Source organism: Amycolatopsis sp. ATCC 39116 (assembly GCF_000231075.2).
Lineage (GTDB): Bacteria > Actinomycetota > Actinomycetes > Mycobacteriales > Pseudonocardiaceae > Amycolatopsis_E > Amycolatopsis_E tucumanensis.
This window is the reverse complement of the sequence record NZ_AFWY03000031.1, coordinates 38,641-59,693: the sequence shown is the minus strand read 5'-3', so window position 1 is coordinate 59,693 and position 21,053 is coordinate 38,641. Positions and strand designations below refer to the sequence as shown.

At 72.8% G+C, this 21,053-nt stretch carries 19 protein-coding genes; 7 read left to right on the top strand and 12 right to left on the bottom strand.

Annotated elements, in window-relative coordinates:
* The first annotated feature begins 92 nt into the window (after nt 1–92).
* The 4 genes from AMY39116_RS0326480 to AMY39116_RS0326465 all read left to right on the top strand — a co-directional run bounded on the left by AMY39116_RS0326480 (nt 93) and on the right by AMY39116_RS0326465 (nt 4,743).
* Nucleotides 93–1,211: a sugar ABC transporter substrate-binding protein gene (locus AMY39116_RS0326480; protein WP_020420634.1), complete on the top strand. Its 1,119-nt coding sequence runs from the start codon at nt 93–95 to the stop codon at nt 1,209–1,211.
* 92 nt (nt 1,212–1,303) lie between these two features.
* The gene (locus AMY39116_RS0326475) at nt 1,304–2,077 is read left to right on the top strand and encodes an ATP-binding cassette domain-containing protein (RefSeq protein ID WP_017982028.1); all 774 of its coding nucleotides are present in this window, start codon (nt 1,304–1,306) and stop codon (nt 2,075–2,077) included.
* 14 nt (nt 2,078–2,091) lie between these two features.
* Nucleotides 2,092–3,522 carry a sugar ABC transporter permease gene (locus tag AMY39116_RS0326470; protein ID WP_020420633.1) on the top strand — a complete coding sequence of 477 codons (1,431 nt, stop codon included), beginning with the start codon at nt 2,092–2,094 and terminating at the stop codon, nt 3,520–3,522.
* 45 nt (nt 3,523–3,567) lie between these two features.
* Nucleotides 3,568–4,743 (top strand): ROK family transcriptional regulator, encoded by a 1,176-nt coding sequence (locus AMY39116_RS0326465; protein WP_020420632.1) that lies wholly within the window; start codon nt 3,568–3,570, stop codon nt 4,741–4,743.
* A 4-nt stretch (nt 4,744–4,747) separates the two neighbouring features.
* On the opposite strand, the gene AMY39116_RS0326460 is transcribed toward AMY39116_RS0326465, so the two are convergent.
* The 5 genes from AMY39116_RS0326460 to AMY39116_RS0326440 all read right to left on the bottom strand — a co-directional run bounded on the left by AMY39116_RS0326460 (nt 4,748) and on the right by AMY39116_RS0326440 (nt 11,764).
* Complete coding sequence (locus AMY39116_RS0326460) at nt 4,748–6,331, bottom strand: ABC transporter ATP-binding protein (protein WP_020420631.1); 1,584 nt, start codon at nt 6,329–6,331, stop codon at nt 4,748–4,750.
* Nucleotides 6,328–7,200 carry an ABC transporter permease gene (locus tag AMY39116_RS0326455; RefSeq protein ID WP_020420630.1) on the bottom strand — a complete coding sequence of 291 codons (873 nt, stop codon included), beginning with the start codon at nt 7,198–7,200 and terminating at the stop codon, nt 6,328–6,330. The genes AMY39116_RS0326460 and AMY39116_RS0326455 overlap by 4 nt, the downstream gene beginning before the upstream one ends.
* Nucleotides 7,197–8,153, bottom strand: coding sequence for an ABC transporter permease (locus AMY39116_RS0326450; RefSeq protein WP_020420629.1), 957 nt, complete (start codon nt 8,151–8,153; stop codon nt 7,197–7,199). The genes AMY39116_RS0326455 and AMY39116_RS0326450 overlap by 4 nt, the downstream gene beginning before the upstream one ends.
* A gap of 5 nt (nt 8,154–8,158) precedes the next feature.
* On the bottom strand, nt 8,159–9,799 hold the full coding sequence (locus tag AMY39116_RS0326445; protein WP_020420628.1) for an ABC transporter substrate-binding protein: 1,641 nt from the start codon (nt 9,797–9,799) through the stop codon (nt 8,159–8,161).
* Between the two features lie 177 nt (nt 9,800–9,976).
* Entirely contained in the window at nt 9,977–11,764 is a 1,788-nt protein-coding gene (locus tag AMY39116_RS0326440; RefSeq protein WP_020420627.1) for a gamma-glutamyltransferase family protein, read from the bottom strand.
* A gap of 86 nt (nt 11,765–11,850) precedes the next feature.
* On the opposite strand from AMY39116_RS0326440, the gene AMY39116_RS0326435 reads away from it, so the two are divergent.
* On the top strand, nt 11,851–12,840 hold the full coding sequence (locus AMY39116_RS0326435) for a LysR family transcriptional regulator (RefSeq protein WP_235716225.1): 990 nt from the start codon (nt 11,851–11,853) through the stop codon (nt 12,838–12,840).
* Here AMY39116_RS0326435 and AMY39116_RS0326430 read toward each other — a convergent pair.
* The 3 genes from AMY39116_RS0326430 to lysA are packed head-to-tail and all read right to left on the bottom strand — an operon-like array spanning nt 12,735 to nt 14,919.
* Nucleotides 12,735–13,118, bottom strand: coding sequence for a VOC family protein (locus AMY39116_RS0326430; protein ID WP_027936246.1), 384 nt, complete (start codon nt 13,116–13,118; stop codon nt 12,735–12,737). The two genes, AMY39116_RS0326435 and AMY39116_RS0326430, sit on opposite strands and share 106 nt — an antisense overlap.
* A gap of 17 nt (nt 13,119–13,135) precedes the next feature.
* Complete coding sequence (locus AMY39116_RS0326425) at nt 13,136–13,579, bottom strand: heme-binding protein (RefSeq protein WP_020420624.1); 444 nt, start codon at nt 13,577–13,579, stop codon at nt 13,136–13,138.
* Between the two features lie 23 nt (nt 13,580–13,602).
* Nucleotides 13,603–14,919, bottom strand: a complete 1,317-nt coding sequence (gene lysA / locus AMY39116_RS0326420; RefSeq protein WP_020420623.1) for a diaminopimelate decarboxylase — start codon at nt 14,917–14,919, stop codon at nt 13,603–13,605.
* 150 nt (nt 14,920–15,069) lie between these two features.
* Between lysA and AMY39116_RS0326415 the strand changes: the two genes are divergently transcribed.
* A complete protein-coding gene (locus AMY39116_RS0326415; RefSeq protein WP_020420622.1) occupies nt 15,070–15,573 on the top strand; it encodes an OsmC family protein in 504 nt (167 codons plus the stop codon).
* Here AMY39116_RS0326415 and AMY39116_RS0326410 read toward each other — a convergent pair.
* The 4 genes from AMY39116_RS0326410 to AMY39116_RS0326395 all read right to left on the bottom strand — a co-directional run bounded on the left by AMY39116_RS0326410 (nt 15,528) and on the right by AMY39116_RS0326395 (nt 19,402).
* The gene (locus tag AMY39116_RS0326410; protein ID WP_020420621.1) at nt 15,528–16,448 is read right to left on the bottom strand and encodes an ABC transporter substrate-binding protein; all 921 of its coding nucleotides are present in this window, start codon (nt 16,446–16,448) and stop codon (nt 15,528–15,530) included. The two genes, AMY39116_RS0326415 and AMY39116_RS0326410, sit on opposite strands and share 46 nt — an antisense overlap.
* A gap of 222 nt (nt 16,449–16,670) precedes the next feature.
* Nucleotides 16,671–17,150 carry a pyridoxamine 5'-phosphate oxidase family protein gene (locus tag AMY39116_RS0326405; RefSeq protein ID WP_020420620.1) on the bottom strand — a complete coding sequence of 160 codons (480 nt, stop codon included), beginning with the start codon at nt 17,148–17,150 and terminating at the stop codon, nt 16,671–16,673.
* A 69-nt stretch (nt 17,151–17,219) separates the two neighbouring features.
* The gene (locus AMY39116_RS0326400) at nt 17,220–17,966 is read right to left on the bottom strand and encodes an IclR family transcriptional regulator (protein ID WP_020420619.1); all 747 of its coding nucleotides are present in this window, start codon (nt 17,964–17,966) and stop codon (nt 17,220–17,222) included.
* Entirely contained in the window at nt 17,963–19,402 is a 1,440-nt protein-coding gene (locus AMY39116_RS0326395; RefSeq protein ID WP_020420618.1) for an APC family permease, read from the bottom strand. Before AMY39116_RS0326395 ends, AMY39116_RS0326400 begins: the two co-directional genes overlap by 4 nt.
* Before the next feature lie 242 nt (nt 19,403–19,644).
* Between AMY39116_RS0326395 and AMY39116_RS0326390 the strand changes: the two genes are divergently transcribed.
* Nucleotides 19,645–21,045, top strand: coding sequence for an APC family permease (locus AMY39116_RS0326390; protein WP_020420617.1), 1,401 nt, complete (start codon nt 19,645–19,647; stop codon nt 21,043–21,045).
* The last annotated feature ends 8 nt before the right edge of the window (nt 21,046–21,053 follow it).

The following is a 21,053-nucleotide window of genomic DNA, read 5'->3' as shown; positions in this document are numbered from 1 at the left end:
ATCGGGCTTCCCCTCACACGCGGTCACGACGTATGTTGTCGGCCACAACATTCAAATGTTGTGAGTCACAACATTCCTGCCAAGGGGACGCAATGAAGCGGAGAAAGACCCTCGCGCTGGCCGCCGCGGGCACCGGGCTCGTCCTGGCGCTGACCGCGTGTGGAGCGAACAGCGCCAACAACGACAGCGGTGGGAGCGGCGGGTCGGACAACGGCGGCCCGAAGGTCGGCGTGATCCTGCCCGAGACCGCGACCTCGGCCCGCTGGGCCGGGTTCGACCAGCCGATGCTCCAGTCGGCCCTCACGAAGGCCGGGCTCAGCCCGATCATCGAGAACGCCCAGGGCGACAACCAGCGGTTCGCGCAGCAGGCCGACAGCATGCTCAGCCAGGGCGTGAAGGTCCTGATCATCGCCGCGCCCAGCGGTGACGTCGGCGCCACGGTCGAGCAGAAGGCCAAGCAGCAGGGCGTGCCGGTCATCAACTACGACCGCCTCAACCTCGGTGGCAGCGCCGACTACTACGTCAGCTTCGACAACGTCCAGGTCGGCCGCCTGCAGGGCCAGGCGCTCGCGGACGCGCTGAAGAACAAGCCGGGCGCCCAGGTCATCGAGATCGAGGGCTCGCCGACGGACAACAACGCGACCCTGTTCTACAACGGGCAGCAGGAGATCCTCGGCCCGCTCTACAGCTCGGGCGCGCTGAAGAAGGTCGCCAGCCAGCGCATCGACAAGTGGGACAACGCGGTCGGCGGCGCGACCTTCGAGCAGTTCCTGTCCGCCAACGGCGGCAAGGTCGACGGTGTGCTGGCCGCCAACGACGGCATGGCCGGCGCCGTGATCACCGTGCTGCAGAAGAACGGCCTCGCCGGCTCGGTCCCGGTCACCGGCCAGGACGCCAGCGCCGCCGGCCTGAAGTCGATCCTGCAGGGCCAGCAGTACTCGACGGTGTTCAAGCCGATCCAGCAGGAGGCCGACGCCACCGCGCAGCTGGCCGCCGCGCTGGTCAAGGGCGACACCGCGGGCGCCGACGCCATCGCCAAGCAGACCTCCACCGACCCCACCGGCAACCGCACGGTCAAGTCGGTGCTGCTGCAGCCGTTCTCCATCACCAAGGAGAACGTGAAGATGGTGGTCGACCAGGGTTACGTCAAGGCGAGCGAGATCTGCGGCGGCGACACCGCCCCGGTCTGCCAGCAGCTGGGCATCTCCTGACGGCACGCGTCGCCTGGGGGGCGCGTGGCCCGGAAACCCCGGACCGCGCGTCCCCTCCACGCGTGTCTCCCACGGATAGCGGAGGTTCTTCCATGAACGAGCCCGTCCTCGCGCTGCGAGGCGTCAACAAGAGCTTCGGGCCGGTGCACGTCCTGCACGACGTGGACTTCCAGGTGCGCGCGGGGGAGGTCACCGCGCTGGTCGGCGACAACGGCGCCGGGAAGTCCACGCTCGTCAAGTGCATCGCGGGCATCCACCCGATCGACAGCGGCGAGGTCCTCTTCGAGGGCAAGCCGGTCCACATCCACAACCCGCGCGAGGCGGCCGCCCTCGGCATCGAGGTCGTCTACCAGGACCTCGCGCTGTGCGACAACCTCGACATCGTCCAGAACATGTTCCTCGGCCGCGAGCGCAACCAGCGCGGTCTGCTCGACGAGGCGGCGATGGAGCTGGCCGCGCGCAAGACGCTGGCGTCGCTGTCGGTGCGCACCGTCAAGTCGGTCCGCACGCCGGTGTCGTCGCTGTCCGGCGGGCAGCGGCAGACCGTCGCGATCGCCAAGGCGGTGCTGTGGAACAGCAAGGTCGTGCTCCTCGACGAGCCGACCGCCGCGCTCGGTGTCGCGCAGACCCGGCAGGTGCTCGACCTGGTGCGGCGCCTGGCCGAGCAGGGCCTCGGCGTGGTGCTGATCAGCCACAACATGAACGACGTGTTCGAGGTGGCCGACCGGATCGCCACCCTCTACCTCGGCCGGCTGGCCGCCGACGTCGCCACCAAGGACGTCACGAACAGCCAGGTCGTCGAACTGATCACCGCGGGCCGGTCCGGCGACCTCGGCCTGGCCCGCCCCGAGACCGCGGCCGTGTGAGGAAAGAAGTGGCCATGACTGAAACCCCCACGAAGCCCGGCTCGGGCCAGCCCCCGGCGGCGATCTCGGACTTCGGCATCGACACCACCTCGCGGTCCACCCGCGAAGCCATCGGCGACTACTTCGGGCGCCTGCGCGGCGGCGAGTTGGGCGCCCTGCCCGCGCTGCTCGGCCTGCTGGTGTTGGTGCTGGTGTTCACCGGGCTGTCGGACACCTTCCTGTCGCTGAACAACATCGCGAACCTGTTCGCGCAGGGCGCCGGGCAGACCATCATCGCGATGGGCATCGTCCCGGTGCTGCTGCTCGGCGAGATCGACCTGTCCGCGGGCACCGCGTCCGGCCTGGCCGCGTCGGTGATGGCGTTGCACTTCACCCAGGACGGCAACCTGCTCGGCAACTTCGGCAGCACCGTGTTCTACGGCTTCATCGTCGGTTCGATCGTGGCGGCCGCGCTGTGCGTGTGGATGCGCGTCTGGATCGGCGCGGTGCTCTCGCTCGTCGTGCCGGTGTTCATGCTCGCCGGGTTCGCCGCGAACCCGTGGATCGAGATCGTGCTGGCGATCTGCGTCGGCGTCGTCATCGGCGCGCTGACCGGCACCATCGTGGCCAAGATCGGCATCCCGTCGTTCGTGGTGACCCTGGCGCTGTTCATCGGCTGGTACGGGCTGCTGCTGCAGCTGGTCGGCGAGGGCGGCACGATCTCCATCCGGCAGAGCGACGTGCTCTACCAGGTCGCCAACGGCAACCTGTCCATCCTGGGCGGCTGGATCATGTTCGTGGTCGCCGCCGGCGGCTACGCCGCGGTGGTCCTGACCCGCCACTTCGGACGGTTGCGGCGCGGACTGGTGGCGCAGCCGACGACGATCGTGGTCGTCAAGGCCGGCGCGGTGCTGGTGCTCGGCGCGGTCGCGACCTACCTGCTCAACACCAACCGCTCGCCCAACCCGAACCTGACCACGATCGCCGGCGTGCCCTACGTCGTCCCGATCGTGCTGGTGCTGCTGGTGGCGGGCACGTTCGTGCTGGACCGCACCCGCTACGGGCGGCACATCTACGCGGTCGGCGGCAACAAGGAGGCCGCGCGGCGCGCGGGCATCAAGGTCGACAAGATCCGGATGAGCGTGTTCCTGATCTGCTCGGCGGTCGCGGCGATCGGCGGCATCGTCTACAGCTCGAAGGTCGGCGCGGTGGACGGCAACTCCGGTGGCGGCAACACGCTGCTGTTCGCCGTCGGTGCGGCGGTCATCGGTGGCACGTCGCTGTTCGGCGGCCGCGGGCGGCTGCGCGACGCGGTGATCGGCGGTCTGGTGCTGGCGACCGTCCAGAACGGCCTCGGCCTGCTCGGGTTCCAGGCGGCTACGGTTAACATCATCACCTGCCTGGTCCTTCTGGTGGCGGCAGCCGTCGACGCGCTGTCCCGCAAGCGTGCCGCGGTCGCGCGCTGAGGCACGGGTGAGGACCGCCGACCACCGGCCAGCAGGGAAGCGCAGGTGACGACCACACCGACCGCGGGCACCCGCCCCGACGACGTGCGCCGGCACAACAGGGCCGCCCTGTTGCGCCGGCTGCACGTCCACGGCCCGTCCACACGGGCCAGTCTCGCCACCGACCTCGGGCTGAACCGCAGCACGATCAAGGCGCTGGTGGACGGGCTGGCCGAGGACGGGCTCGTCGAGGAGCGGGTGCCCGCTCAGCGCAGCGGGGCGGGCCGCCCGTCCCTGCTGGTGCTGCCGCAGCCGCAGGCCGCGGTGGTGCTGGCGATCGACATCCGGGTGGAGCGGGCCGGGATGGCGCTGGTCGGCATCGGCGGCGAGATCCTCGGGCGGGGCGGGTGGAACATCCGCTCCACCACCAACGACCCGCGCGAGGTGTTCACCAAGATCGTCGACACGGCCGGCCCGCTGATCGACGAGCTGGGCGTCCACCCGGTCGCGGCGGGCGTGTCGGTGCCGGGCGTGGTGCGGCACCAGGACGGGTTCGTGCACGAGGCGCCGAACCTGCACTGGACCGACATCCCGCTCGGCGCCTGGCTGTCGCGGGCCCTGCAGCTGCCGGTGCACATGGGCAACGACGCCGAGCTGGGCGCGCTCGCCGAGCACCTGCGCGGGGTGGCGCGCGGCTACGACGACCTCGTCTACATCGGCGCCGAGGTCGGCGTCGGCGGCGGCGTGATCTCCAACGGGGTGTCCATGCGCGGCGCCGGCGGCCACCACGTGGGCGAGGTCGGGCACATGGTGGTGCGGCCGCAGGGGCGGCAGTGCTACTGCGGGTCGCACGGCTGCTGGGAAACCGAGGTGGGGGAGCGGGCGCTGGCGCGGGCGCTGGGGCTGGACGAGGACAGCCCGGTCGGCGCGATCGTGCACGAGCTGCGGCTGCTCTCCGCCGACGGCGAGGCGCCGGACGTGCTCGCCGAGTTCACCGAATGGCTCGCGCTCGGGCTCGGCAACGTGGTCAACCTGCTGTGCCCGCAGCTGGTCGTGCTGGGCGACCTGTTCACCGCCCTGCCCCCGGCGCTGGTCGAGCACGTGGAGCGAACGGTGCGGGAGCGGAGCCTGGTGAGCAGGGCCCTCGCCGGGACGCGGGTGGCGACGTCCGCGCTGGGCACGGACGCGAAGCTCCTGGGCGCCGCGGAGCTGGCCTTCGAGACGGTGCTCGCGGACGGCTGAGGCCTCAGGCGAGCACACCCGCGCCGGGGATCGAGTCCAGCAGTTGCCGCGTGTAGGGCTCCTCGGGGGCTTCGAGCACCTTCGCGACCGGGCCCTGTTCCACGACCCGTCCGGCGCGCATCACGACCACGTCGTGCGCGATGGCCTTCACCACGGCCAGGTCGTGCGAGATGAACAGGTAGCTCAGCCCCAGTTCCTCCTGCAGGGTGCGCAGCAGGGTGAGGATCTGGTCCTGCACCAGGACGTCCAGCGCGGACACCGCCTCGTCGCACACCACCAGCCGCGGGCCCAGTGCCAGTGCGCGGGCGATCGCCACCCGCTGACGCTGGCCGCCGGACAGTTCATTGGGGTAGCGGTGCACCGTCGACGCGGGCAGGGCCACCTGGTCGAGCAACTCCCGCGCCTTCGCCGCCCGGCTCGCCTTGTCACCGACGCGGAAGATCCGCAGCGGCTCGGTGATCAGCCGCTCGACGGTGAACAGCGGGTCGAGCGAGGCGTAGGGGTCCTGGAACACCGGCTGCATCGCCCGGCGCGCCGCCTTCAGCCGGGCGCCGCGCAGGCCGAGCACGTCCTCGCCGTCGAGGCGGATCGTGCCGCCGGACACCGGGACCAGCCCGAGCACCATCCGGGCCGTCGTTGTCTTGCCGGAGCCGGACTCGCCGACGATCGCGGTGGTGCGGCCGCGTTCGACGGTGAACGACACGTCCGCCACCGCCGTGAACACGCCCCCGCCGCCGCGGATCCGGAACTCCTTCGACACCCCCGAAACCTCCAGCACCGGTGGCGCCGGGTCCACGGCGGGCATCGGGTCCTTGAGCGAGGGCGCGGCCGCGATCAGCCGCCGCGTGTACTTGTGCTCCGGCGCCGTCAGGACCCGCCGGGCCGGCCCGGACTCCACGACGCGGCCCTGCGACATGACCACCACGCGGTCCGCGCGTTCGGCGGCCAGGCCGAGGTCGTGGGTCACCAGCAGCAAGGCCGTGCCCAGCTCGCGGGTCAGCCCGTCGAGGTGGTCCAGGATCTGCCGCTGCACGGTCACGTCCAGCGCCGAGGTCGGCTCGTCGGCGATCAGCAGGTCCGGGCGGCAGGCCAGCCCGATGGCGATCAGCACCCGCTGCCGCATGCCGCCGGAGAACTCGTGCGGGTACTGCTGCGCTCGCCGCGCCGGCTCGGGCAACCCGGCCTCACCGAGGATCTCCACCGCCCGCGCCATCGCCTCCCGCCGGGTCGCCAGTCCGTGCGTCACCAGCGTTTCCGCGACCTGCCTGCCGACGCGCGCCACCGGGTTGAGGTTGGTCATCGGGTCCTGCGGCACCAGCCCGATCTCCCGGCCGCGCAGCCGCCGCATCCGCTTCTCGCCGGCGTGGGTGACGTCCTCGCCGCGCACCGCGATCCGCCCGCCGGTGACCCGCCCGGCGCCGGGCAGCAGGCCCAGCACCGCGTGCGCCGTCGTGGACTTGCCGGACCCGGACTCGCCGACCACGGCGACCCGCTCGCCGGGCATGATCGTCAGGTCGGCGCCGTGCACCACCTCGGTGCCGCCGAAGGACACCCGCAGATCTTCGACCCGCAGCAACGGTTCCGTCATCGGGAGCTCCTCGGGTCGAGTGCGTCGCGCAGCGCGTCGCCGGACAGGTTGAAGCCCAGGCAGATCAGGGCCAGCGCGATGCCCGGGAACACCCCGGGCCACACGGTGCGGAACAGGTACTGCTGCGCGTCGGAGAGCATGATCCCCAGGCTCGGCTCTGGCGGCTGGATGCCCAGCCCGAGGAAGGACAGGATCGCCTCGCCGAGCACGGCCTGCGGCATGATCACCGTGGCCTGCACGATGATCGCCGACGCCGCGTTGGGCAGCACGTGCTGACCGAGGATCCGCCACGGCCCGGCGTGCATGGTGTGCGCCGCGAGCACGAAGTCGCTGTCCTTCATCCGCAGCGTCTCGGCCCGCACCACGCGGATCATCGCCGGGATGTTGCCGATGCCGAGCGCGACCGCGGCGTTGACCAGGCCGCCGCCGTTGATCGCGGCGAGCCCGACCGCCAGCAGCAGGAACGGGAACGCGAGCATCAGGTCGGTCAGCCGGGACACGATCGCGTCCAGCCACCGCCAGTACCCGGACAGCAGTCCCAGCGGGACCCCGACCACGATCGCGAGCGCCACCGACAACAGCCCGACCTCGAGCGAGGTGCGGGTGCCGTACAGCACGCGGGACAGCACGTCGCGGCCCAGGTCGTCGGTGCCCAGCGCGAACCCGACGGTTCCCGGTTGCTGGAACGGGGTCGTGAAGTGCACTTCGGACGGTGCGTAGGGGGCGAGCCAGGGGGCGAACACCCCGGCGACGAGCACGATCAGCAGCAGCACGCCGCCGGTGACGCCCATCGGGTTGCGCAGCAGGTTTCCCAGCACCCGGCCGCGCACCCGGCCCACGGGGGCAGGCGGTTCGGCGATCGCGGTCATGCGGCCCTCCCGGAGACCCGGACCCGCGGGTCGATGACCGTGTATAGGACGTCGACCAGCAGGTTGATGACGATGTAGGCGAAGGTGATCACCAGCACGACGGCCTGGATCACCGGGTAGTCGCGGCTGAACACCGAGTCGAGCGTGAGCTTGCCGATGCCGGGCAGGCTGAAGATCCGCTCGGTGACCACGGCACCGGCGATCAGCCCGCCGAGCTGGAGTCCGACGATCGTGGTCACCACGATCAGGCTGTTGCGCAGCCCGTAGCGGAAGACCACCGCGCCGCGCCCCAGCCCCTTCGCGCGGGCGGTGCGCACGTAGTCGGCGGTGAGCGTGCCGACCATCGACGACCGGGTCTGCCGCTGCACGACCGCGGCGTGCGACAGGCCGAGGATCACCGCGGGCAGCGTGAGGTAGTACAGGCCGCGCACCGGATCCTTCAGTGGCGACACGTAACCCGACGCCGGGAACCATCCCAGTTGGACGGACAGGTACACCACCGCGAGGATGCCGAGCCAGAACGTCGGCACCGACAGCGCGAACAGCGAGAACCCGTTGGCCGCCCACTCCGGCCAGCGCCCGCGGAACACCGCGGCGAGCACGCCGAGCAACAGCCCGGCCAGCACCGCGATCAGCATCGCGTACACCGCGAGCTGCACGGTGACCGGCAGGGTCGTGCCGATCATCTCCGACACCGGGGTGCCGGTGCGGGTCGACCGGCCGAAGTCGCCGGTGAGCGCGTGGCCGAGGAACTTGAGGTACTGCACCGGCAGCGGTTCGTCGAGGCCCAGCTGGGCACGCACCGCGGCGAGCGTCTCCGGATCGGCCTCCTCACCGGCCATCGCCAGTGCCGGGTCGCCGGGCAGCGCCCGCACGCCGGCGAACACCACGATCGAGGCGAGCACCAGGGTCAGCGCGGACTGCCAGAGCCGGTGCAGAAGGTGACGCAGCATCGGTCTCAGCCCTCCTGGTCCGCGCGGAAGGCGGCCCTGCCGAGCCGGACCACGCCGTCGGAGTAGACCTCCACGCCGGCGATCCGTGCCGAGTGGACGGTCAGGTTGCGCAGCCGGTAGGTGTAGACGATCGGGTTCTCCCGCTGGATCACGCTCGTCGCCTGGCCGTAGAGATCAGCGCGTTCGGCGGTGGTGGCGGCGCGGGCGGCGCGGGTGAGCAGGTCGTCCAGCTCGGCCGAGGAGAACCCGCCGTAGTTGCCGCCGGAGCCGGTGGACAGGAACCGCGCGGTGTTGCCGTCCGGGTCGATGCGGCCCGACCAGCCCAGCTGCAGCAGCTCGAAGTCCCCGCGCTTCTGCACGTCCAGCAGGGTCGAGTACTCGACCGGCACGATCTTGAGGTCGAACCCGCCCTCGGCGACGCTGGCCTGCAGCGCTTGGGCGTAACGCAGCTGGTCCTGGGTGTTGGACACCTGCAGTGTCACCGTGAAAGGCGTGGGCACACCGGCTTCGGCGAGCAGCTGCCGCGAGCGGGCCGGGTCGTAGGCCGGGCAGGCGTCGCTGGCCGGGGTGGCGTAGGGCGACTGCGGCGCGATGGGGGAGCAGGCGACGTCGAACCAGTTGTTGAAGACCGTGTCGACGAGCGTCTGCCGGTCCACAGCGGACGCGAACGCCTGGCGCACCCGCGGATCGCGGGCCAGCGGGGTGTCGATCGGCTTGACCGGGGTGCCCGCGCCGTCGACGTTGCCGGTGTTGATCGTGACGCCCTGGTAGCCCAGCGACGAGGACTGCAGCACCTTCAGGTCCGGATCCTTGGCCAGTGCGTCTACGTCCTGCGGCGAGATCGTGTCGGCCACCTGGATGTCGCCGGAGCGCAGGTTCGCCGCGCGGATGTTGGCGTCGGGCATGATCCGGTAGACGATGCGGTCGAGGTGGACCTGCGCCGCGTCGTAGTACAGCGGGTCGCGCTCGACCTCGATCGAGGTCTGCGGAACCCGCTTGACGAACTTGAACGGCCCCACGCACACCGGGTGATCGCCGAAGTTCGTGCCCTGCGCGGCCAGCGCCGCGGGAGACAGGATCATCCCGGCGCGGTCGGCCAGCGCGGCGGTGATGGGCGCGAACGGCCTGCTGAACGTCAGCACGACGTGGCCGGGGTCCGGCGCCTCGACGGCGCGCACCGGGCCCATCTCGCTGGTGCGCTGGGAACCCTTGAGCGTGAGGTGGCGCTGCAGGCTGGTGCGCACGGCCGTGGCGTCGAACGGGGTGCCGTCGGCGAAGACGATCCCGGTGCGGACCGGGATCGTCACGGTCAGCCCGTCCGGCGACGTCGTGGGCAGGCCGGTGGCCAGTTGCGGCACGATCTGCCCGCTCGCGTCGAGGTCGTAGAGCTTCTCGCAGATCGTGCTCATCACGTACCGGGTGTAGAGCGAGCTGGACGTGGTCGGGTCGAGCCGGTCCGGTTCGGACGACAGGCCCATCACGAGCTCGCCCCCGGAGCGGACCGGCTGGGCGCCGACGGGCGTCCCGTAGTCGTCGGTGTGCTCGGCGGTGCTCGCCACGTGCTGCACCGGCACGCACGCCGCCAGTGCCGCGGTGAGCGCCACGTAGGGCGCGAGAATGCGCCACCGCGAATTCTTGAGGGCCATGGAAAACTCCCGCGCGATCGAACGTGTGCGCAGCTTACGGTAGTTTCCCGTTGTTTGTCATCGATTTCCGGCGGGTTAATTCGGGTAACGATTTTCCGCTGTGGTGCGGGCAGGAAGAAACAGCGGTCCGGGGGGATGGTCCGAACCGCTGTCTTCCGTTTTCCGGATTGCCGCCGACTACCGTCCGGCGGCGTAGCCCTGCATGCCGCGCGGGTTCGAACCCGCTGACAGGACACCGGTTTCCGGGTCGCGGGCGACCGCGCAGAGGCGGCCTTCCGACCACGGGCCGGCGATTTCGACGTCGTGCCCGCGCCGCCGCAGTTCGGTGATCGCGGGGTCGCCGATCCGCGATTCCACGGTGACACTTCCGGGGTGCATCGTGCGCGGGTAGAACGAACTCGGAAAACTGTCCGTGTGCCAGTTCGGGGCGTCGATCGCGCCCTGCAGATCGAGACTTCCGCGCACCTTTTGCCGCAACGCGACGGCGAGGAAGAAATGCACGCTCCACTGGTCCTGCTGGTCGCCGCCGGGCGTGCCGAACGCGAGCACCGGCACACCGTCGCGCAGCGCCATCGACGGGGACAGCGTCGTGCGCGGGCGGCGGCCCGGCACCAGCGAGTTGGGCAGCCCCTCGTCCAGCCAGGACATCTGCAGCCGGGTGCCCAGCGGGAAACCGAGCGCCGGGATGACCGGGTTGGACTGCAGCCAGCCGCCGCTCGGGGTGGCGGCGATCATGTTGCCCCACCGGTCGGCCACGTCGAGGTGGCAGGTGTCGCCGCGCGTCGCGCCGTCCTTGGCGACGGTCGGCTCACCCGCGCCCGCGGCGGGTGGCGGCGGGACGGCGCCGCCAACGGACAGCTCGGCCTGCTTGCTCAGCCGCGGCCGGCGCCCGTCCGGCGAACCCGGCCGCAGCTCCGCCGACGCTCGCTCGCCGATCAGGGCGCGGCGGGATTCGTTGTAGGACACGGAAAGCAGGGTGTCCAGGGAGACGTCCGCGCTGTCGCCGTACCACGCCTCGCGGTCGGCCATGGCGAGCTTGGTGCCCTCGATCAGCGTGTGCAGGTAGTCCGGGGTGCCGTACTCGAGGCCGTCCGGCAGCAGGGCGAGCTGCTGCAGGAACGACGGCCCCTGGCTCCACAGGCCGCACTTGGCGACCGTCCAGCCCTGCCAGTCGTAGGTGACCGGGGCCTCGTAGCCCGCCTCGAACGCGGCGAGGTCGTCGGCGGTGAGGGTGCCGGCGTGCCGCTCGCCGGAGGTGTCCATGGTGGGCCGGGCGGCGGCCTCGGCGATCGCCTCGGCGATGAAGCCCTCGCGCCAGATCCGGCGAGCGGCGTCGATCTGCGTCTCCCGGCCCGGGCCGGCGGCCTCGGCCTCGGCGATCACGCGCCGCCAGGTCGCGGCCAGCGCCGGGTTGCGCAGCATCTCGCCGGGCGCCGGCGGGCGCCCGTCGCGCAGGTACACCTCCGCGGAGCTGGTCCACTCCGTCTCGAACAGCTCCCGCACGCTGGCGACGGTCGAGCCGATCCGCTCCACCGCCGGGTGCCCGTTCTCGGCGTAGCCGATCGCGTACTTCAGCACCTCGGCCAGCGTCTTCGTGCCGTGGTCGCGCAGCAGCAGCATCCACGCGTCGAACGCGCCGGGCACGGCGGCGGCCAGCGGGCCGGTGCCGGGCACCAGGTCCAGGCCGAGCGAGGTGTAGTGCGCGACCGTCGCCCCGGCCGGGGCCGGGCCCTGCCCGCACAGGACGCGCGGCGCCTGCCCGGCGGGCGCGAGGATGATCGGCACCTCGCCGGCCGGGCCGTTCAGGTGCGGTTCGACGACGTGCAGCACGAACCCGGCGGCCACGGCCGCGTCGAAGGCGTTGCCGTCGTCCTCCAGCACCGCCATCGCGGTGGCGGAGGCGAGCCAGTGGGTCGACGACACCATGCCGTGGGTGCCCTGCAGCGTCGGGCGGGTGGTGAACACGGTTCGAGTAGACACCCTCGACCGGGTGAACGTCCAAGACATCTGTGACACCATCGCCATAGCCGTTCGCTATCGATGGGAGTGTGGTGGAACGCCGCCAGCTGGAGTACTTCGTCGCGATCGTCGAGCACGGCGGGTTCACCGCGGCGGCCAAGGCGCTGCACGTCGCGCAGCCCTCGCTGTCCCGCTCGATCGGCAAGCTCGAGCACGAGCTGGGCGTCACGCTGTTCCACCGGGTCGGGCGGCACGCCGTGCTGAGCACCGCCGGGGAGGCGCTGGCCGACCGGGCCCGGCTGGTGCTGCGCGACCTGGACGCGCTGCGGGCCGCGGCGGGGGCGATCGGGGACGGCGCGGCCGGGCGGGTGGACGTCGCCGCGACCTCGTCGTCCGGGCTGGAACCGGTGACCAGCGTGATCGCCGAGCTGGCCCGGCGGCACCCGGGGGTCACCGTCAGCACCTCGTCGGCGATGTCGGCGGCCGAGGTGGTCGCGATGGTCCTGCAGGGCCGGTGCGAGGTCGGGGTGTGCGGCAGCGCGGAGCGCCCGTCCGGGCAGGGGCTGGTGACGCACCACCTGCGGGACGAGGAGTTCCTGCTGGTCGTGCCGCCCGGCGCGCTGGACGTGCCGGGGCCGTCGGTGAGCCCGGAGGTGCTGCGCGGCATGCGGTTCGTGGTCACCAAGCCGGCCACCGCGGTGCGGGCCCTGTTCGACCGGCTGGCCGCGACCGTCGGCGACATGACGATCGCGGCCGAGGCCGGGGACCGGGGCGTGGTGCTGCCGATGGTGCTCAAGGGCATCGGCGCCGGGCTGATGCCGGACGGCTGGTCCGACCTCGCGGTGCGGGCGGGCGCGGACGTCTACCGGTTCGACCCGCCGGAGCGGCTGCCGCAGTGGCTGGTGCACCGCGGCGGCCCGGTGACCGCGGCGACGCGCGCCTTCATCGACACCACGCTCGGGACTGCCCAGGCCGGTCAGGACTCCATGGCGGCCCGGTCGGAGTCGCTGCGGAGCACGCAGAACTCGTTGCCCTCGGGGTCGGCGAGGACGGCCCAGCCGGACCCGTCCGGGTTCCGGTGATCGGCGACGAACGTGGCGCCGAGGCCCAGCAGCCGCGCCACCTCCTCGTCGCGCGAGGTCTCCGGGCGCAGGCACAGGTGGATGCGGTTCTTGATCGTCTTGGGCTCCGGCACCTGGTTGAAGTGCAGCACCGGACCCTCCGTGAGCAGCACCTGCGTCTCCGGCTCGCCCGGCCGGTCGTCCGGGTGGAGCGGACGGCCGGTCACCGCGCTCCAGAACCGGGCCAGCTCGTAGGCGTCCGCGCAGTCGATCGCGACGTTCTGCAATACCGAGACCATGCGCCGAGCTTCCCCGATCAGCCGGGGTCGCGGCGCAGCAGGTCCTCCTGCCAGCGCTGCACGGCGGTGCGCACGGCCTCGTCGTCCTCGCGGGCGTGACCGCCGGAGGCGCCCGCGGCGCCGAGGACCACATCCCCGTCGGTGACCAGGACCCCGCCCGCGAACGGGACGTAGTCGCCGTCGTAGAGGTGCTGGATGCTGCCGACGATCGCGCCGGGCAGCTCGAGCGCCCCGGACGGCCGCAGCGTGAGCAACGCGGTGCGCGCCTTGGCCACCGCGATGCGGCTGGTCATGGGCATGCCGCCGTCCGCCCGCCGCAGCGCGATCACCTCGCCGGCGACGTCGAGGACGGCCACCGCGAGTGGCGGGAAGCCCCGCTCCGCGGCGACGCCCAGCGCGCTGTTCACCAGCGCATCGGCGTCGGCGAGCCGGAGTCCGGGGAGGCGAGGGGTGTCGTTCATGATCTTCAACGTAGCCCGCACGGTCAGCCGAGGTCGCGGCGCAGCAGGTCCTCCTCGGTTTCGCGGCGCACGAGCACGCGCGGTGCGCCGTCGGCCACGGCGACCAGCGGCGGACGGCCCACCAGGTTGTAGTTCGAGGCCAGCGCGTGGTGGTAGGCGCCGCTCACCGGCACCGCCAGCAGGTCGCCGGGGCGGATGTCGGCGGGCAGCGGCACGTCCTCGGCCAGGACGTCGCCGGCCTCGCAGTGCCTGCCCGCGATGGTCCACGGGCGGCGCGGCGCCTTGGTGTGCCGCCCGACGAGCCGGGCGGTGTAGCGCGCGCCGTACAGCGCCGGGCGCGGGTTGTCGCTCATGCCGCCGTCGACGGCGACGAACCCGTTCTTGACCGCGGCCACCCGGTACAGCGTGATCCCGGCCGTCGCGACGAGCCAGCGGCCGGGTTCCAGCACCAGCCGCGGCACCGGGAGCCGGTGACGCTCGCACTCCAGGCGCAGCGTGCCGAGGATCCGGCGGGCGGCGCCGGTCAGGTCGAACGCCTGCTCGCCGGCGCGGTAGGGGACCGCGAAGCCGCCGCCGAGGTCGAGCTGGTCCAGCGTCACCCCGTGCCGCTCGCGGACCTCGGCCAGCAGCCGCACCATGCGGCGCACGGCTTCGGCGTAGGCGCCCGTGTCGCGCACCTGCGAGCCGAGGTGGCAGTGCAACCCGGCGGCGCGCAGGCCCGGCTGGGCGAGGACCTGCCCGACGGCGTCCAGCGCGGCGCCGGAGGCGAGGGAGAACCCGAACTTCTGGCCTTCGACGGCGGTGGCCAGCGCGCGGTGCGTGTGCGCGTCGACGCCGGGGGTGACCCGCACGAGGACCCGCTGCCCGGCGGGGGCGAGCGCGGCGAGCTGGTCGATCTCGTCGGCGGAGTCGGCGACGATCCGGCCGGCCTGGGCGGTGAAGGCGGCCTTGAGGTCTTCCGGGGTCTTCACGTTGCCGTGCACCAGGATCCGCTCGCCCGGCACGCCGGCCGAGCGCGCCATCGCGATCTCGCCCGCCGAGCACACGTCCGCGCTGAGGTCCAGCACCCGGAGCACACCGCGCACCGGCAGGGCCTTGGTGGCGAAGGCGATCTCGGCGCCGGGGAACGCGGCGCGCAGCGATTCGGCGCGGCCGCGGATCTCGGTTTCGTCGAAGACCTGCACCGGCGTGCCGAACCGCGCGGCGAGCCGGGTCAGGCGCACGCCGCCGCAGGTCAGGTCGCCGCCCTCGGCGAGGCGGGTGGTGCGCGGCCACAGGCCGGGTTCCAGCGGCGGTTCTCCGGCGAGCCCCACACTGGGCAGCACCTCGGCGAGTGTCATGAAGTCCTCCTTCGGTTTCCCTGCACCGAAGGAAATCTCCGTGGCGGCCCGCGCGGACCCCGGGCTGACGCGGCGATGACACGCGCGGGCCCGGTCTTGATCCGGCCTTGACACCGGCGTGAGCCCGTTCACGCGGTCATACTGGCGGGCATGGACGCAGGCGAACTCAGGGAACTGCAGGCGCCGCTCAAGGAGCGCTACCGGGAGGACCCGGCTCAGGCGCTGATCACCTTGCGCGCCAACGCGGAGCTCGACGGGCTGGGCATCTCGTGCAAGGTGGAGACCGGGCGGGCGGTGGTCGAGGCCGGCCTGCACCCGGCCACCGGTGGCGACGGCAGCCTCGCGTGCTCCGGCGACATGCTGCTGGAGGCGCTGGTCGCGTGCTCCGGGGTGACGCTGCGGGCGGTGGCGACGTCGCTGGGGCTGGAGATCCGCGGCGGGACCGTGCGGGCCGAGGGCGACCTGGACTTCCGCGGCACACTCGGCGTCGACAAGTCCGCGCCGGTGGGCTTCCAGGCGATCCGGTTGTCGTTCGACCTCGACACCGACGCGTCCGAGGAGCAGCTCGCGACGCTGCGCAAACTGACCGAGCGGTACTGCGTGGTGTATCAGACGTTGCGGACGCCGCCGGAGATCGAGGTGCGCCTCGCCTGATCCGGCTCGACCGTCCCGATGCCGTGCAGCACGTGGGCGAGGATCTCCGCGCCGCGCACGACGCGCGGGCCGGGGCGGTTGAAGTAGGACGGGCCGTCGAGGATCCACACCTGCCCGGCGCGCACGGCGGGCAGGTCCGCCCAGCCCGGCCGGCTCGTGAGCAGGCCGAGTTCGGCCTCGGTGCGCTCCGGCGGCAGGCCGCAGGGGAGCAGGAGGAGGACGTCGGGTTCGGCGGCGGCCACCGCGGCCCAGTCGATGGCCTTCGTGTGCTCGCCCGGCCGGGCCAGCAGGGGCTCCCCACCGGCGGCGGCGATCTGTTCGGGCACCCAGTGCCCGGCGGGCCAGACCGGGTCGAGCCATTCGATCGCGGCGACCCGGGGCCGGGGCAGGTCCCGGGTCCGCTCCCGCAGGTCCGCGAGGCGGGCGAGCAGTTCCGCGTGTTTCGCGTGGGCGACGTCCGGCACGCCGAGGACGTCGCCGAGCAGCAGCAGGCAGTCCAGCACCTCGGCGAGCGTGCGGGGTTCGAGGCTCAGCACCCGCGGCCCGGCGTCCATCATGCGGACTGCGTCGGTGACCCGGCGGTAGGACACCGCGCAGACCTCGCAGAGGTCCTGGGTGAGCACGACGTCGGGCCGGAGTGCGGCGAGTTTCGCCGCGTCGAGGGCGTAGAGCGCGGAGCCGGCGTGGGCGCCCCCGACGGCCTGCGAGATCTCGCGGCTGCTCATGGCGGTGTGCAGGCCGCTGCCGGTGACGACGGGCACGTCCTCGACGCCGGGCGGCCAGTCGCACTCGTGCGTCCGCCCGACCAGCTGCCCGGCCAGCCCCAGCTCGGCCACCAGATCGGTGGCGGCGGGCAACAAGGAGACGATCCGCACGCTGCGAGCCTAGGCGGGATCGCCGCCCCGGCGCCATGGGCGCACTGCCGGAGCGTGCGGCGGCTCTTCGCGGACGCAGCAGGGCCAGCCGCGTGGCACCCTAGCCTGGATTCCAGGTGGACTCGTGGCCGCTGGAGCGGTGCTGCTGCCCCGACGTCGGCGCGGGTCGGGTGGTCATGACCGCCGCCGGGCAGGGCGCATCGCCCAGTGGCGGCTGAACCGTCAGCCCTGGCGGGAGGCGAGCAGGTCCTCCACCGCCTTGGGCAGCGTCGTCTCGAAGTCGAGCAGCTTGGCCCAGTCCGGTTCGATCGTGATGACCACCATCTGCTCGTACAGCGCCCGCACGCCCTGCTCCCAGGACTCGAACACCTCGGCGGGCGTCACCTTCCGGGACGCCTCGATGTAGGCGTCGGGGACGCCGTCGACCAGTTCCAGGCGTGCGGTGCCGCGGATCAGCAGCACGCGCGGGGGCCACGGGTCCATGCGGTCGATGGTGATCGCCACGCGCGGGTTGCGGCGCAGGGCCGCGACCTTCGCCGACTTCGGCACGGTGGCCATGACCAGGTGCTCGCCGTCCCACCAGAACCCGATCGGGATCACCCGGGGCTCGCCGTCCAGTCCGTCGTACGCCAGCCGCGCGGGGATGTTCGACTGCAGCAGCTCCCGCGCGATCGGCTTGGCCAGTTCAGCGGTGACATCCATGTCCGTCTCCTCCGGTTTCCGGGGTGTGTCAGGCCGGGGACGGAGCCGCTTCCGCGTTCTCGACATCGCTCACGCGAGAAGTGGCGCCAATTGCCCGGCGTGGTCGCGCACCAGCGCCACCAGCTCGGCGTTCGGCTCGGCGACCCGTTCCGCGGGCCCGCTCACCGCGAGCCCGGCGACCAGCTCGCCGGTGACCACGTCCCGGATCGCCACCGCCAGGCAGCCCTTGCGTTCCAGCAGCTCACCGCACTGCCGGGCCAGCCCGTCGCGCGCGACCGCGGCGAGTTCGGCGTCCAGGCGCTCGGCGTCGACGATCGTCCGCTCGGTGAACGACCGCAGCTCCCGCACCACCGCGCGCCAGTCGGCCTGCTCGGCGAGCAGCAGTTTGCCCAGCGCGGACACGTGCGGGTAGCGGGCGAGCAGTGCCCCGTCCGACGGCGGGTGGTCCGGGTCCGGGTCGACGAGCGTCAGCCGCCCGGTCCGGTAGGACGCCAGGTGCACACCCCACCGCACCCGCTGCCGCAGGTGCTCCACGATCGCCCTGGCCGCCGCGGGCGGCCGCACCGGCACCGGGGTCGCCAGCCGCCCGGCGCGACGGCCCAGCGCGAACCCCCGCAGGTCCGGCAACCGCACCAGGTACTCCTCGCCGACGAGCAGGTTCAGCAGCCGGTAGGTCGTCGCCGGGGGCAGTTTCAACGCGGCCGAGATCTCCTTCGCCGTGACCCCCGGCCCGGCCGCCACGACCTCCTCCAGCACCGCCAGCGCGCTGCGGACCGCCTTCGGCTGGCGGCCGGACAGCGGCGTCTCCGGGCTCACCGCTCGCCGCCAAGCAGGTCGGCCTCGGACGTCTCGTCGTAGATCCCGACCCGCGCCAGGTCCCGCGGCCGCCGCCGGCGCAGCCAGGCGAACCAGGCCAGGCCGGCGAGCGCGCAGAGCCCGAACACCGCCGGGTACGGGCCGCCCAGGTTGTCGGCCGTGAACACGACCAGCGCCGCAAGCAGCGCGGGCGCGGTGATCGCGCCGACCACCAGCGCCCCCCGGGTCAGCTCGCCGATCCGGTGCAGGAACACCGGCGCCGCCACACACACCAGCAGGTAGGCCACCAGGTAGCCGAACACCGCGACGTTGAGCAGCGTGACGAACACCGACGTGGTGCTCATCCCGGCGGCCATCAGCACGACCGGCACGACAGCGACCGGCGGCAGCACGGCCAGGATCGCGACGTGCGGCGTCCGGTACCGCGGGTGCGTCCGGCCCAGCGCGGCCGGCGCCACCCCTTCGCGCCCCATGGACAGCAGCACCCGCACCAGCGCGTTGCCGGTCGCCAGCGTGCACGCCAGGAACGACGCGGCGATGCCCAGGTCGAGCAGGTAGGACAGCCACGGCAGCTGCTGCAGCGCGGCCAGCGTGCTGACCGGCTCGGCCTGCCCGGCGAGCCCGCCCGGCAGCGCGCCCAGGCCGATGACCTGCGTGTACGCCGCCACCAGGTACAGCACGCCGCACAACGCGGCCGTGCCCTGCACCGCCCGCGGCACGGTCCGGAACGGCCGCCGGGCCTCGACCCCGTACGACGCCGCCGCCTCGAACCCGATGAACGCGCCGAGCGCGGGCAGCACCCCGGCCGCGATCCCGCCGACGCCCCGGTCCGGCGCGGCAGGCGCCAGCCCGGGGCCGACCCTGGCCAGCAGCAACCCGAACACCACCAGCATCAGCGAGATCGACACGGCCTCGGCGACGAGCACCACCGTCGCCGACAACCGCACGCCCCGCAGCACGCACGCCGTCGCCAGCCCGCCCAGCACCAGCACGAGCACCGCGACCAGCCCCCAGCCCAGGTCCAGCCCGGCGCGCCGCAGCAGGTCCTGCAGGTAGACGCCGGACCCGGTCAGCGCGGCCATCGTCAGCAGGCCGTAGCCGATCAGCAACGCGCAGCCGCACGCGAACGCCGCGGCCGGGCCGAGCCCCTTCGCCGTCAGGCTGTACAGCGACCCGGCCGCCGCCATACGGCGGGTGAACTGCGCGATCCCCAGCCCGATGAGCAGCGCGAGCACGGTCGCGACGACGAACGACCACAGCACCCCGGTCCCGGCCCCTGCCGCGGCGACCGCGGGCGCGGCCGCCATGGCCGCCGACGGCGCCGCGGCCGAGATCGACTGCGCGAACACCTGCAGCGGACCGAGGTTGCGGCGGTCGAGCCCGGACATCGGGGACTCGCGCCGCAACGGCGGCAGCACCCGGGGTGGCACGGACATCCGGCATTTCCTCCTCTGTGGACGGTAACCCGGCACTGTAACTCCGGGGTTACGTCCGAGGACATGGCCGCGAGCGTCAAATGAGAAAAACGCCGGAGCCGTTCCCGCGTTGGGAGAACGCCACCGCGGGACTTCCCGGCGGCGGAGACCGGGGTTTGACCGGCGGCTGACGGCGGCGCAACGTTGCTGCTCAACGCTGTGCAGCCGTCACCGGAAATCCCCGCTGAGTCCCCGGAGGTCTCATGGATACGCCACGGTCGCTGACCGGTTCACTGGGCGCCGGCTCCATCGTCTTCATGGTCGTCGCGGCCGCCGCGCCGCTCACGGTGGTCGCCGGCAGCGTGCCGCTGGGCGTCGCGCTCGGCAACGGCGCCGCCTTCCCCGCCACCTTCGTGCTGTGCTGCGTGGTCCTGCTGCTGTTCGCGGTCGGGTTCTGTGCGATGAGCCGCCACGTGCCCAACGCGGGCGCCTTCTACGCCTACGTCCGCGAGGGTCTCGGCCGCGCGCCCGGCCTCGGCGCGGCGTTCCTCGCCCTGGTCACCTACACCGCGGTGCAGCTGGCCGTCTACGGCTACCTCGGCGCCGCCCTCGACGGGCTGGTGCAGCACTACGGCGGCCGCGCGCTGCCGTGGTGGGTGTGGTCGCTGGCCGCGCTCGCCGTGGTCGGCCTGCTCGGCTACCGGCACATCGAGCTGAGCAGCAAGGTGCTCGGTGTGCTGCTGCTGTGCGAGGCCGGGATCGTGCTGGTCTTCGACGCGGTCGTCACCGCGCGCGGTGGTGATGGCGGCTTGTCGACGGCGTTCCTGGAGCCGGCGCAGATCGGTTCCGGCTCGGTGGGCATCGCGATCATGTTCGCCATCGCCAGCTTCATCGGGTTCGAGGCCACCGCGGTGTTCCGCGACGAGGCCCGCGACCCGGCCCGCACGATCCCGCGCGCCACCTACCTGTCGCTGCTGCTCATCGCCGGGTTCTACACGCTGTCCAGCTGGGCGGTCGTCTCCGCGTGGGGCGACAGCGCCGCGGTCGAGCAGGCCGGCGCGGACCCGGGGAACATGCTGATCACCACGGTCGGCCGCTACCTGGGCACCGCGGGCGCCGACGTCGTGCAGGTCCTGCTGATCACCAGCCTGTTCGCCGCGCTGCTGTCGTTCCACAACGTCATCGCCCGGTACGCGTTCTCGCTCGGCAACTCCGGCGCGCTGCCCGCCGCCTGCGGCCGCAGCCACCACCGGCACGGTTCGCCGCACGTCTCCTCGCTCGCGCAGTCGGTCAGCGCGGTCGTGCTGATCGCGGTGTTCGCCCTGGCCGGGATGGACCCGGTCACCCAGGTGTTCTCGTGGATGGCCGGCACCGCGACCCTCGGCGTGCTCGTGCTCATGACGCTCACGTGCTCGGCTGTGGTGGTGTTCTTCCGCCGCACGCGGGTGGACCGGCGCGCCTGGCACACGTTCGCCGCGCCGGTGCTCGGCCTGGCCGGGCTGGGCACGTGCCTGGTGCTGACCGTGCTCAACTTCCCGACGCTCATCGGCGGCTCGTTCGGCCTGGCCGCCGTCATCTTCGCCGTGCTCGCCGGAGCGTTCGCCCTCGGGGCCGTGCTCTCGGCCGTCCTGCGCTCGCCCGCCACCGAACCCGCCCTCGCCTGAAAGGATCG

Bases quoted from the DNA above. Each gene is read 5' to 3' on its own strand.
- AMY39116_RS0326480 (WP_020420634.1), top strand. From the start codon at position 93: ATGAAGCGGAGAAAGACCCTCGCGCTGGCCGCCGCGGGCACCGGGCTC.
- AMY39116_RS0326475 (WP_017982028.1), top strand. From the start codon at position 1,304: ATGAACGAGCCCGTCCTCGCGCTGCGAGGCGTCAACAAGAGCTTCGGG.
- AMY39116_RS0326470 (WP_020420633.1), top strand. From the start codon at position 2,092: ATGACTGAAACCCCCACGAAGCCCGGCTCGGGCCAGCCCCCGGCGGCG.
- AMY39116_RS0326460 (WP_020420631.1), bottom strand. From the start codon at position 6,331: ATGACGGAACCGTTGCTGCGGGTCGAAGATCTGCGGGTGTCCTTCGGC.
- AMY39116_RS0326455 (WP_020420630.1), bottom strand. From the start codon at position 7,200: ATGACCGCGATCGCCGAACCGCCTGCCCCCGTGGGCCGGGTGCGCGGC.
- AMY39116_RS0326450 (WP_020420629.1), bottom strand. From the start codon at position 8,153: ATGCTGCGTCACCTTCTGCACCGGCTCTGGCAGTCCGCGCTGACCCTG.
- AMY39116_RS0326445 (WP_020420628.1), bottom strand. From the start codon at position 9,799: ATGGCCCTCAAGAATTCGCGGTGGCGCATTCTCGCGCCCTACGTGGCG.
- AMY39116_RS0326430 (WP_027936246.1), bottom strand. From the start codon at position 13,118: ATGGTCTCGGTATTGCAGAACGTCGCGATCGACTGCGCGGACGCCTAC.
- AMY39116_RS0326425 (WP_020420624.1), bottom strand. From the start codon at position 13,579: ATGAACGACACCCCTCGCCTCCCCGGACTCCGGCTCGCCGACGCCGAT.
- lysA (WP_020420623.1), bottom strand. From the start codon at position 14,919: ATGACACTCGCCGAGGTGCTGCCCAGTGTGGGGCTCGCCGGAGAACCG.
- AMY39116_RS0326415 (WP_020420622.1), top strand. From the start codon at position 15,070: ATGGACGCAGGCGAACTCAGGGAACTGCAGGCGCCGCTCAAGGAGCGC.
- AMY39116_RS0326405 (WP_020420620.1), bottom strand. From the start codon at position 17,150: ATGGATGTCACCGCTGAACTGGCCAAGCCGATCGCGCGGGAGCTGCTG.
- AMY39116_RS0326395 (WP_020420618.1), bottom strand. From the start codon at position 19,402: ATGTCCGTGCCACCCCGGGTGCTGCCGCCGTTGCGGCGCGAGTCCCCG.
- AMY39116_RS0326390 (WP_020420617.1), top strand. From the start codon at position 19,645: ATGGATACGCCACGGTCGCTGACCGGTTCACTGGGCGCCGGCTCCATC.